Source organism: Pseudomonas sp. GL_103 (assembly GCF_057835175.1).
The window spans coordinates 2,058,828-2,070,426 of record NZ_CM174420.1 but is presented as its reverse complement, the minus strand read 5'-3'; the positions used below and the strand labels follow the sequence as shown (position 1 = coordinate 2,070,426).

Below are 11,599 nucleotides of genomic sequence, written 5' to 3'. Positions count from 1 at the left end.
TCAGGCGTCCGTCAAGGCGGAGATCACCAGATCGCAACTGCGCTGGGCGTAAGCCGTCAGCACCACGCGAATCTGCGCAAAGTCACGAGCCAGCACGGCTGCGAGCAAGCGTTCGAACAGCTCGAGGAATTCGCTCATCGACGCTTTGCGCTGATCCAGCGCGAGGAAATACGCACGGCTCATGGCCGGCTGCAGATTCTCGACTGTCTCCTGCAAGTACGGGTTGTTGGCGAACGGGTACGCGGCGCGCATCACATTGAAGCTGTCGTCGACGAAAGTGCGGATGTCCTGACGCTCGTAGCTGGCGGTCAGGCGTTGCTGGATCTGCACGAACGGCGCCATGTCGGCCTGGGTTTTCCAGCCGCTGGCCACGGAGTTACCGAGCAGGATATAGAGTTCGCTCATCAGCGTGCACAGGCTCTGCACCTTGTGCGACGTGAGTTCGGTGACATGGGCGCCACGTCGCGGCAGGATCGCGATCAGGTGCCGACGCTCGAGGATCAGCAAGGCCTCGCGGACCGAACCACGGCTGACATTGAGGGCCAGCGTGACCTTCTGTTCCTGGATGCGCTCCCCGGGCTTCATTTCGCCGCGAATGATGCGTTCGGCGAGGTGGTGAGCGATTTGCTCGGCGAGGCTGTCCGGCGCCTTGAACGTCATGGTTGTCCTTCAAACTCTTTGATCTGTACAAGCGGCGCAGTGTAGCGCAATTGCTGCGTCAGGGCGGAGTGCCCGCCCGGAGGTTTTTGGCACGATTCAAGCCAATTCAAGCAAAAAGGCAGGCTAACGAACCAGCGACAATAATTAAGGAACAGGTGGTTAATCGACAAATTGCAATTTCCTGACCTTTAAGTCAGAAAATCATTGACCGAAAAGTCAGACCTGCTAAATTCAGTTCCTATCGGTTAACAACAATAATGAGTCTGCGAGGCCTTCCGTGATCCAGTTTTTACTAAACCAGGAACTCCGTAGCGAGCACGCCCTGGACCCGAACCTGACCGTGCTCAATTATCTGCGCGACCATGTGGGCAAGCCCGGCACCAAAGAAGGCTGCGCAAGCGGTGACTGCGGCGCCTGCACCGTGGTGGTCGGCGAATTGCAGACCGATGATGACGGCCGCGAACACATTCGCTATCGCAGCCTCAACTCGTGCCTGACCTTCGTGTCGTCCCTGCACGGCAAGCAACTGATCAGCGTCGAGGACCTCAAGCACAAGGGTGAACTGCACAGCGTGCAGAAAGCCATGGTCGAGTGCCACGGCTCGCAATGCGGCTTCTGCACCCCCGGTTTCGTGATGTCGCTGTTTGCCCTGCAAAAGAACAGCGATGCACCGGATCATGCCAAGGCCCACGAAGCACTGGCCGGCAATCTCTGCCGTTGCACTGGCTACCGGCCGATCCTGGAAGCCGCCGAACAGTCCTGCTGTGGCAAGCAGCCGGACCAGTTCGACGCCCGCGAGGCCGACACCATCGCGCGCCTCAAAGCCATTGCCCCGACCGATATCGGCGAACTCAACAGCGGCGACAAACGCTGCCTGGTGCCGCTGACCGTGGCCGACCTGGCCGATCTCTACGACGCTTATCCACAGGCCCGCCTGCTGGCCGGCGGTACTGACCTGGCGCTGGAAGTCACGCAGTTCCACCGCACCCTGCCGGTGATGATCTATGTCGGCAACGTCGCCGAGATGAAGCGCATCGACCGTTTTGACGATCGCCTGGAAATCGGCGCCGCCACGTCCCTGTCCGATTGCTACGAGGCCTTGAACGCCGAGTACCCGGACTTCGGTGAATTGCTGCACCGCTTCGCCTCCTTGCAGATCCGCAACCAGGGCACCCTGGGCGGCAACATCGGCAACGCCTCGCCGATTGGTGACTCGCCGCCCCTGCTGATCGCCCTCGGCGCGCAAATAGTGCTGTGCAAAGGCGAAACCCGCCGCACCCTGGCGCTGGAAGACTACTTCATCGATTACCGCGTCACGGCGCGCCAGGAAAGCGAGTTCATCGAGAAGATCATCGTGCCGCGCGCCAGCGTCGAAAAACTGTTCCGCGCCTACAAGGTCTCCAAGCGCCTGGACGATGACATCTCGGCAGTTTGCGCCGCCTTCAACATTCGTCTGGAAAACGGCGTAGTCGCTGAAGCCCGCGTCGCCTTCGGCGGCATGGCCGCCATCCCGAAACGTGCCGCAGCCTGCGAAGCCGCGCTGCTCGGCTCGCCATTCAACAACGCCACCGTTGAACGCGCCTGCGCTGCCCTGGCCGAAGACTTCACACCGCTCTCGGACTTCCGCGCCAGCAAGGAATATCGCCTGCTCAGCGCGCAGAACCTGCTGCGCAAATACTTCATCGAACTGCAAACACCGCACATCGAGACTCGGGTGACCGCTTATGTCTAATCATCACGCCGTAGAGAAGACCCAAGCCGAATTGGCTGAACTGTTCGCCAAGGACCTGAGCACCGGTGTCGGGCGCAGCGTCAAGCACGACAGCGCCGCCAAGCATGTGGCCGGTGAAGCGCAATACATCGACGATCGCCTGGAGTTTCCGAACCAGTTGCACGTTTATGCGCGCATGTCGGACCGTGCCCACGCCCGGATCATCAGCATCGACACCTCGCCCTGCTACGCCTTCGAAGGCGTGCGCATCGCCATCACCCACGAAGACGTGCCGGGCCTGAAAGACATCGGTCCGTTGCTGCCGGGCGATCCGCTGCTGGCGATCGATACCGTGCAATTCGTCGGTCAACCGGTGATCGCCGTGGCGGCGAAAGACCTGGAAACCGCGCGCAAGGCGGCCATGGCCGCGATCATCGAATACGAAGACCTGGAACCTGTTCTGGACGTGGTCGAAGCCCTGCGCAAGCGCCACTTCGTACTCGACAGCCACACCCATCAGCGCGGCGACTCGGCCACGGCGCTGGCCACTGCCGAACATCGCATCCAGGGCACGCTGCACATCGGCGGCCAGGAACACTTCTATCTGGAAACCCAGATCTCTTCGGTGATGCCGACCGAAGACGGCGGCATGATCGTCTACTGCTCCACGCAGAACCCCACCGAAGTGCAGAAGCTGGTGGCCGAAGTGCTGGACGTGTCGATGAACAAGATCGTCGTCGACATGCGTCGCATGGGCGGTGGTTTCGGCGGCAAGGAAACCCAGGCGGCGAGCCCGGCGTGCCTGTGCGCGGTGATCGCCCACCTCACCGGCCAGCCGACCAAGATGCGCCTGCCGCGGGTCGAAGACATGCTGATGACCGGCAAGCGTCACCCGTTCTATGTCGAGTACGACGTCGGCTTCGACAGCACTGGTCGCCTGCACGGCATCAACCTGGAACTGGCCGGCAACTGCGGTTGCTCGCCTGACCTGTCGGCGTCGATCGTCGACCGCGCGATGTTCCACTCGGACAACTCGTACTACCTGGGCGATGCGACCATCAACGGTCACCGCTGCAAGACCAACACCGCGTCGAACACCGCCTACCGTGGTTTCGGCGGCCCGCAAGGCATGGTCGCCATCGAAGAGGTGATGGATGCCATCGCACGCCATCTGGTCCTTGATCCGCTTGCCGTGCGCAAGGCCAACTACTACGGCAAGACCGAGCGCAACGTCACTCACTACTATCAGACCGTCGAGCACAACATGCTCGAAGAGATGACTGCGGAACTGGAAGAAAGCAGCCAGTACGCCGAGCGCCGCGAAGCGATCCGTCGCTACAACGCCAACAGCCCGATCCTGAAAAAAGGCCTGGCGCTGACCCCGGTGAAATTCGGCATTTCCTTCACCGCCAGCTTCCTCAACCAGGCCGGTGCCCTGGTGCACGTCTACACCGACGGCAGCATCCACCTCAACCACGGCGGCACCGAAATGGGCCAGGGCCTGAACACCAAGGTCGCGCAGGTCGTGGCCGAAGTGTTCCAGGTGGAAATGGACCGCGTACAGATCACCGCGACCAACACCGACAAAGTACCGAACACCTCGCCGACCGCTGCTTCCAGCGGTGCCGACCTGAACGGCAAGGCCGCACAGAACGCCGCCGAAACCATCAAGCAACGCCTGGTGGAATTCGCGGCTCGCCAGTACAAGGTCAGCGAAGAAGACGTGGAATTCCACAACGGCCACGTGCGGGTCCGCGATCACATCCTGACCTTCGAAGCACTGATCCAGCAGGCGTACTTCGCCCAGGTGTCGCTGTCGAGCACCGGCTTCTACAAGACCCCGAAAATCTACTACGACCGCAGCCAGGCTCGCGGCCGTCCATTCTACTACTTCGCCTTTGGCGCGGCGTGCTGCGAAGTGCTGGTCGACACCCTGACCGGCGAATACAAGATGCTGCGCACCGACATCCTCCACGACGTCGGCGCCTCGCTGAACCCGGCCATCGACATCGGTCAGGTCGAGGGCGGTTTCATCCAGGGCATGGGCTGGCTGACCATGGAAGAACTGGTGTGGAACAACAAGGGCAAGCTGATGACCAACGGCCCGGCCAGCTACAAGATCCCGGCCGTGGCGGACATGCCCCTGGACCTGCGGGTGAAGCTGGTGGAAAACCGCAAGAACCCGGAAGACACGGTGTTCCATTCCAAGGCCGTGGGCGAGCCGCCGTTCATGCTCGGCATCGCCTCGTGGTGTGCGATCAAGGACGCCGTGGCGAGCCTGGGCGATTACAAACATCAGCCGAAAATCGACGCCCCGGCGACCCCGGAGCGGGTGTTGTGGGGCTGTGAGCAGATGCGCCAGCTGAAGGCGGCGAAGGCTGTCGAGGCGGAGACCGAGTTGGCTTCGCTCTAAGACCGAGGTGCGGCCTTCGCGAGCAAGCCCGCTCCCACAGGGTTATGTACTGACTGATGGACCTGTACAAATCCAATGTGGGAGCGGGCTTGCTCGCGAAGAGGCCGGTACAGACAACAGAGATGTCGAGGTGAACATGTACAACTGGATCGACGCCCTCGCCGACCTGCAAAACCGGGGTGAGCCCTGCGTGCTGGTGACCATCATCGAAGAGCTCGGCTCGACGCCGCGCAACGCTGGCTCGAAGATGGTCATCAGCGCGAACCAGAGCTTCGACACCATCGGTGGCGGGCACCTGGAATACAAGGCCATGAAGATCGCCCGCGAGATGCTCGCCAGCGGCAAGCAGGATACCCATCTGGAGCGCTTCAGCCTCGGTGCCAGCCTCGGCCAGTGCTGCGGTGGCGCCACGGTATTGCTGTTCGAACCGATGGGCCAGGTTCAAGCGCAGATCGCCGTGTTCGGTGCCGGCCACGTCGGCCGCGCCCTGGTGCCGCTGCTGGCAAGCCTGCCTTGCCGGGTGCGCTGGATCGATTCGCGGGAAGATGAATTCCCCGAGCAGATCCCCCATGGCGTGCGCAAGATCGTCAGCGAAGAACCGGTGGATGAAATCGATGATCTGCCGGCCGGCAGCTATTGCATCGTGATGACCCACAACCATCAACTCGACCTCGAACTGACCGCTGCGATCCTCAAGCGCAACGACTTCGCCTACTTCGGCCTGATCGGTTCGAAGACCAAACGGGTGAAGTTCGAACATCGCCTGCGCGACCGCGGTTTCGACAACAGCGTCGTGCAACGCATGCGCTGCCCGATGGGCATCGGCGAAGTCAAAGGCAAGTTGCCTGTGGAAATCGCCATCTCCATCGCTGGCGAAATCATCGCCACCTATAACGCCAATTTCGGCCAGCAAACCTCCAGCGCCGAGCCGATTGCCAAACTGCTGCCCGCCTCGCGCCGCAGCCAAACCGCAAACTTGAAAGCCTCGAACTGAGAATCTCATGCCTTTGACTCGCAAAGCTTACCGCGCCGCCATCCTGCACAGCATCGCCGACCCAGCCATCGTGGGCATCGAAGCCTCCTACGAGTATTTCGAAGACGGCTTGCTGATTGTGGATAACGGCCAGATCAGCGCCCTGGGCCACGCCAGCGAACTGCTGCCGACCCTGCCGGCTGACGTCGAAATCACCCACTACCAGGATGCACTGATCACCCCCGGCTTCATCGACACCCACATCCACCTGCCGCAAACCGGCATGGTCGGCGCCTATGGAGAGCAGTTGCTGGACTGGCTCAACACCTACACCTTCCCGTGCGAAAGCCAGTTCGCCGACAAGGCCCACGCCGACCAGGTCGCGGACATATTCATCAAGGAACTGCTACGCAACGGCACCACCACTGCGCTGGTATTCGGCAGCGTGCACCCGCAATCGGTGAACTCGTTCTTCGAAGCCGCCGAGCAGCTAGACCTGCGGATGATCGCCGGCAAGGTGATGATGGACCGCAACGCCCCGGACTACCTGACCGACACCGCCGAATCCAGCTACGTCGAAAGCAAGGTACTGATCGAGCGCTGGCACGGCAAGGGTCGCCTGCACTACGCGGTCACCCCACGCTTCGCACCGACCAGCACCCCGGAACAGCTGACCCTGGCCGGCCAGTTGCTGACCGAATACCCGGATCTGTACATGCAGACCCACATCAGCGAAAACCTCAAGGAAATCGAGTGGGTCAAGGAGCTGTTCCCGGAGCGCAAGGGTTACCTGGACGTCTACGACCACTACCAGTTGCTCGGCGAGCGCTCGGTGTTCGCCCACGGTGTGCACCTGTGCGATGAGGAGTGCGCGCGACTGGCAGAAACCGGTTCGGCCATCTCGTTCTGCCCGACCTCGAACTTCTTCCTCGGCAGCGGCCTGTTCAACCTGCCGATGGCCGAGAAGCACAACCTCAACGTCGGTATCGGCACCGATGTCGGCGGCGGCACCAGTTTCTCGCTGCTGCAAACCCTCAACGAAGCCTACAAGGTCATGCAACTGCAAGGTGCGCGCCTGAGCCCGTTCAAGTCGCTGTACCTGGCCACCCTCGGCGGCGCCCGCGCGCTGCGCCTGGAAGACAAGATCGGCAACCTGCAACCGGGCACCGACGCCGACTTCCTGGTGCTGGACTACAACGCCACGCCGCTGCTGGGCTATCGCCTGAAGCAGGCCAATAACATCGCCGAGACGTTGTTTGTGCTGATGACCCTGGGGGATGACCGGACTGTTCAACAGACCTATGCGGCGGGGAATCTGGTGCATCAGCGCTAAGTTCTTCCGGGCATAAAAAATCCCCCGAAGCTTTTCAGCCCGGGGGATTTTTATTGCCTGAAAAAAGATCGCAGCCTTCGGCAGCTCCTACAGGCGTACGCATACCCTTGTAGGAGCTGCCGAAGGCTGCGATCTTTTTCTATCAGAGCTTCGCGGTCGATCGCCCAGGCTTTTTGGTCTGCAGCAAATGCGAGAACACCGCATGCAGATCATCCGAAGCACTTTCCTCGTCGAGGTTGAGCTTGCTGTCGATGTGATCCATGTGATGCATCATCAGGTTCACCGCCAGTTCAACGTCGCGCTTCTCGATGGCGTCGATCAACTGGGTGTGCTCGTCGTAGGAACAGTGGGAACGATTGCCGCTTTCATACTGGGCGATGATCAGCGAAGTCTGGGACACCAGGCTGCGCTGGAAGCTGATCAACGGGGCGTTTTTCGCAGCTTCGGCCAGTTTCAGGTGGAACTCGCCCGACAAGCGGATACCGGCACCACGATCGCCACGAGAGAAGCTGTCGCGTTCGTCGTTGACCATCTGGCGCAATTCGGCAATCTGCTCGGCGGTCGCGTGCTGAACGGCCAGCTCAGTGATCGCTCGCTCCACCAGACGGCGGGCCATGAACACCTGGCGGGCTTCCTCGACGCTCGGGCTGGCGACCACGGCGCCGCGATTCGGACGCAGCAACACCACGCCTTCATGGGCCAGGCGCGACAAGGCGCGGCGAATGATGGTGCGGCTGACCCCGAAAATTTCCCCCAGCGCTTCTTCGCTCAACTTGGTGCCGGGCGCCAGACGCTGCTCGAGGATGGCCTCGAAGATATGCGCGTAGACAATATCGTCCTGGGTACCGCTGCGGCCGGCTTTGCCTGCTCGCGGTTGTTTCTTTAGGGGTTGCAACTGTTCGTTCATGGGCACTCGAGTCGGAAGAACTGCGGCGAATTGACCGCGACTGTAATACGGCACAGTGGGTCGCTGGCAAGTATCGCGTAAAAAACACTGCGATTGTACACAATGGAAGGTGGCAACACGACTGTACGGCTGAATGTTGCCTCGGCTGTATTGCAACGCCTGATTACTTTTGAGTTTAGGCTTGTTCGCAGAATCCGCCTTCGTAACGAGATCCCTGTGGGAGCGAGCTTGCTCGCTCCCACAGGGATCTCGTTGCAGCGGACATCTTCATCTGTAAAAGGAACACCACCGTCATGAACGACGCCACCCACACGCAAATCCGCCCGCTGGCCGACACCTCGCCCTCGGCCATCGTCGCCGGCTTCATCGCCATGATGACCGGCTACACCAGCTCCCTGGTGCTGATGTTCCAGGCCGGGCAAGCCGCGGGCCTTAGCAGCGGGCAGATTTCTTCGTGGATCTGGGCGATTTCCATCGGCATGGCGGTGTGCTCCATTGGCCTGTCCCTGCGTTATCGCACGCCGATCACCATCGCCTGGTCGACCCCCGGCGCCGCGCTGCTGATCACCAGCCTGGGCGGCGTGAGCTACGGCGAAGCCATCGGCGCCTACATCACCTGCGCGGTGCTGGTGACGATTTGCGGGATGACCGGCAGCTTCGAACGGCTGGTGAAAAAGATTCCGGCATCCCTGGCCGCCGCCCTGCTGGCGGGGATCCTGTTCAAGATCGGCAGCGAGATTTTCGTCGCGGCGCAACACCGCACCGCCCTGGTACTGGGGATGTTTGTCAGCTATCTGGTGGTCAAACGCTTGTCGCCGCGCTATGCGGTGCTGGCTGCATTGCTGATCGGCACGGCATTGTCAGGCTTCATGGGGCTGCTGGACTTCAGCGGTTTCCACCTGGAAGTGGCCACGCCGGTCTGGACCACGCCGCACTTCTCCCTGGCCGCGACCATCAGCATCGGCATCCCGCTGTTTGTCGTCGCCATGACCTCACAAAACATGCCCGGCATCGCCGTACTGCGCGCCGATGGTTACACGGTGCCCTCCTCGCCGCTGATCACCACCACCGGTATCGCCAGTTTGCTGTTGGCACCGTTCGGCTCCCACGGGATCAACCTGGCGGCGATCAGCGCAGCGATCTGCACCGGACCCCACGCCCATGAGGATCGCAACAAACGCTACACCGCTGCGGTCTGGTGCGGGATTTTCTACGGGATCGCCGGCGTGTTCGGCGCGACGCTCGCGGCATTGTTTGCCGCGCTGCCCAAGGAACTGGTGCTGTCGATTGCGGCGCTCGCGCTGTTCGGCTCGATCATCAACGGCCTGAGCATCGCCATGAGCGAAGTGAAGGAACGTGAAGCGGCGCTGATCACCTTCATGGTCACGGCATCGGGGCTGACGCTGTTTTCCATCGGTTCGGCGTTCTGGGGGATTGTCGCGGGAGTGGTGACGCTGGTGATTCTGAACGGGCGCAAGGACTGAAATACACAAAACCGGGCATAAAAAAACGGCGACCCTTGGGTCGCCGTTTTTTTAGAACATCAAGCTACCGGATTGATCGGCTTTTCCGGGTACCAGACGTCCAGCAGCGGGCTGACTTCAACGCTGGTCAGCTCGGTGCGGCCTTTGAGCCAGGCTTCAACGGCAACGCGCTGTTCAGCGCTGACCGAGCCACGCTTCTGCAGGCAAACCAGACCGTAGTCGTCGCCGCCAACATAACCCAGACCGTTGGCTTCCATGGCTTCTTTGAGGAACGCATCGAGGAAAGCATCAATGGCTTCATCAGCCAAATCTTCTTTGAAATCCAGGTTCAGTTCGAAACCCAGCTCTTGAAATTCATCGACGCACAGTTTTTTGCGCAGACGCTGGGAACGGTTAGTCGCCATTGGAACAATCCTCTTAAGTAATAACGGGCGGCACTTTAGCAGTTTAAGCCGCCGATTGCCTGACTCTCTGGGCCACCACGCCTACCGTCGGTAAAAAAATAGCCGATTAGACGAACAGCGTACGGCACAAGCTGTGACACCTTGGGGCATAATGCCGACACTTTCATGACCATTGAGGGAATTTATCTCCATGCCCTCGTCTTATTTCCCCTCGGCTGTAGGGTTTTATTTCAGATGATCAAATCTTTGCGTCCATTGCTGTTGGCCGGCTTTCTTCTCCCCCTGGCCCTCTCCGTTTCCGCCGCCCCAATCAATACTGCGTTGTCGCCCAGCGTTGAAAAAGCCCTGAAAGCCAGCAAGTTGCAGGACAACGCCCTGTCGCTGGTGATGATCCCGCTCACCGGCCCCGGCACCGCGACGGTGTTCAACGCCGACGTGTCGGTCAACCCGGCGTCGACCATGAAACTGGTCACCACCTACGCGGCGCTGGAAATGCTCGGCCCGAACCACCAGTGGAAAACCGAGTTCTACACCGACGGCACCTTGAGTGGCGGCATTCTCAACGGCAACCTCTACCTCAAGGGTGGCGGCGATCCGAAGCTGAACATGGAAAAACTCTGGCTGCTGATGCGCGATCTGCGCGCCAATGGCGTGACCCAGGTCACCGGCGACCTGGTGCTGGATAAAACCTTCTTCGTGCAACCGCAACTGCCGGAGTTCAATGACGACGGCAACGACGAGAACAAGCCGTTCCTGGTCAAGCCCGACTCGCTGCTGGTCAACCTCAAGGCGCTACGCTTCGTCGCGCGCAATGACTCGGGCAAGGTGCTGGTCTCGGTGGAACCGCCGATTGCGAGCATCCGTATCGACAACCAGGTCAAGGCCCTCAATTCCAAGCAATGCACCGGTGGCGTGCGTTACAACCCGGTGGCACAGGCCGACGGCAGTATGACCGTGACGGTCGGCGGTCAGCTGGGCGAAGGCTGCAGTTCGCAGACTTACCTGTCGCTGCTCGACCACGCGACCTACACCGCCGGCGCCGTCCGCGCGATCTGGAAGGAACTGGGTGGCAGCATTCAGGGCAGGGATGTGCTGGCGCCTACACCGAAAGACGCCAAGGTCCTGGCCCGGGCGTTCTCGCCGGACCTGGCGGAAATCATCCGCGACATCAACAAGTACAGTAACAACACCATGGCCCAGCAGTTGTTCCTGAGCCTCGGCCAACGCTTCCGCACCGATGCCGATGGTGACGACGCCAAGGCCGCCCAGCGTGTCGTGCGTCAGTGGCTGGCGAAAAAGGGCATCACCGCACCGCACCTGGTGATGGAAAACGGCTCCGGCCTGTCCCGTGCCGAGCGCGTCAGCGCCCGGGAAATGGCCTCGATGCTCGAAGCTGCGTGGCACAGCCCGTATTCCGCCGAATACATCAGTTCGATGCCGATTGCCGGCACCGACGGCACCATGCGCAAACGCCTGAAGACCACTGCCATGCGCGGTGAAGCCCACGTCAAGACTGGCACCCTGAACACCGTGCGGGCGATTGCCGGCTTCAGTCGCGACGTCAACGGCAACACCTGGGCGGTGGTGGCGATCCTCAACGACAAGGCCCCGTTCGGCGCCTCTTCAGTGCTCGATCAGGTGCTGCTGGACCTGTACCGCCAACCGAAACTGCCGCAGACGGCTTCGGTACTTTAAGCACAACGCAGTCCCATGT

Annotated in this window: 9 protein-coding genes; 6 read left to right on the top strand and 3 right to left on the bottom strand. The window is 61.0% G+C overall.

The annotated features are described in order from the left end of the window. Entirely contained in the window at positions 1 to 660 is a 660-nt protein-coding gene (locus AC3IP0_RS09430; protein WP_489319031.1) for a GntR family transcriptional regulator, read from the bottom strand. A gap of 277 nt (positions 661 to 937) precedes the next feature. On the opposite strand from AC3IP0_RS09430, the gene xdhA reads away from it, so the two are divergent. From xdhA to guaD, 4 genes are all read left to right on the top strand, one after another. Next, positions 938 to 2,392 (top strand): xanthine dehydrogenase small subunit, encoded by a 1,455-nt coding sequence (gene xdhA, locus AC3IP0_RS09425; protein ID WP_489319030.1) that lies wholly within the window; start codon positions 938 to 940, stop codon positions 2,390 to 2,392. Next, positions 2,385 to 4,784 carry a xanthine dehydrogenase molybdopterin binding subunit gene (gene xdhB / locus AC3IP0_RS09420; protein ID WP_489327214.1) on the top strand — a complete coding sequence of 800 codons (2,400 nt, stop codon included), beginning with the start codon at positions 2,385 to 2,387 and terminating at the stop codon, positions 4,782 to 4,784. The genes xdhA and xdhB overlap by 8 nt, the downstream gene beginning before the upstream one ends. A gap of 136 nt (positions 4,785 to 4,920) precedes the next feature. Continuing rightward, positions 4,921 to 5,778: a xanthine dehydrogenase accessory protein XdhC gene (xdhC, locus tag AC3IP0_RS09415; protein WP_223542336.1), complete on the top strand. Its 858-nt coding sequence runs from the start codon at positions 4,921 to 4,923 to the stop codon at positions 5,776 to 5,778. 7 nt (positions 5,779 to 5,785) lie between these two features. Then, positions 5,786 to 7,090, top strand: a complete 1,305-nt coding sequence (gene guaD / locus AC3IP0_RS09410) for a guanine deaminase (protein ID WP_489327213.1) — start codon at positions 5,786 to 5,788, stop codon at positions 7,088 to 7,090. Between the two features lie 142 nt (positions 7,091 to 7,232). Here guaD and AC3IP0_RS09405 read toward each other — a convergent pair whose 3' ends face one another. Next, on the bottom strand, positions 7,233 to 7,997 hold the full coding sequence (locus AC3IP0_RS09405; RefSeq protein WP_489319027.1) for a GntR family transcriptional regulator: 765 nt from the start codon (positions 7,995 to 7,997) through the stop codon (positions 7,233 to 7,235). A gap of 293 nt (positions 7,998 to 8,290) precedes the next feature. On the opposite strand from AC3IP0_RS09405, the gene AC3IP0_RS09400 reads away from it, so the two are divergent. Further along, positions 8,291 to 9,481 (top strand): benzoate/H(+) symporter BenE family transporter, encoded by a 1,191-nt coding sequence (locus tag AC3IP0_RS09400; protein ID WP_489319026.1) that lies wholly within the window; start codon positions 8,291 to 8,293, stop codon positions 9,479 to 9,481. A 59-nt stretch (positions 9,482 to 9,540) separates the two neighbouring features. On the opposite strand, the gene AC3IP0_RS09395 is transcribed toward AC3IP0_RS09400, so the two are convergent. Continuing rightward, entirely contained in the window at positions 9,541 to 9,885 is a 345-nt protein-coding gene (locus AC3IP0_RS09395; protein WP_489319025.1) for a YggL family protein, read from the bottom strand. Between the two features lie 234 nt (positions 9,886 to 10,119). Between AC3IP0_RS09395 and dacB the strand changes: the two genes are divergently transcribed. Then, entirely contained in the window at positions 10,120 to 11,580 is a 1,461-nt protein-coding gene (gene dacB, locus AC3IP0_RS09390; RefSeq protein WP_489319024.1) for a D-alanyl-D-alanine carboxypeptidase/D-alanyl-D-alanine endopeptidase, read from the top strand. Positions 11,581 to 11,599 lie beyond the last annotated feature (19 nt).

Coding starts and splice junctions, on each gene's coding strand:
- dacB (WP_489319024.1), top strand. CDS start 10,120: ATGATCAAATCTTTGCGTCCATTGCTGTTGGCCGGCTTTCTTCTCCCC.
- AC3IP0_RS09430 (WP_489319031.1), bottom strand. CDS start 660: ATGACGTTCAAGGCGCCGGACAGCCTCGCCGAGCAAATCGCTCACCAC.
- xdhB (WP_489327214.1), top strand. CDS start 2,385: ATGTCTAATCATCACGCCGTAGAGAAGACCCAAGCCGAATTGGCTGAA.
- xdhC (WP_223542336.1), top strand. CDS start 4,921: ATGTACAACTGGATCGACGCCCTCGCCGACCTGCAAAACCGGGGTGAG.
- AC3IP0_RS09405 (WP_489319027.1), bottom strand. CDS start 7,997: ATGAACGAACAGTTGCAACCCCTAAAGAAACAACCGCGAGCAGGCAAA.
- guaD (WP_489327213.1), top strand. CDS start 5,786: ATGCCTTTGACTCGCAAAGCTTACCGCGCCGCCATCCTGCACAGCATC.
- AC3IP0_RS09395 (WP_489319025.1), bottom strand. CDS start 9,885: ATGGCGACTAACCGTTCCCAGCGTCTGCGCAAAAAACTGTGCGTCGAT.
- AC3IP0_RS09400 (WP_489319026.1), top strand. CDS start 8,291: ATGAACGACGCCACCCACACGCAAATCCGCCCGCTGGCCGACACCTCG.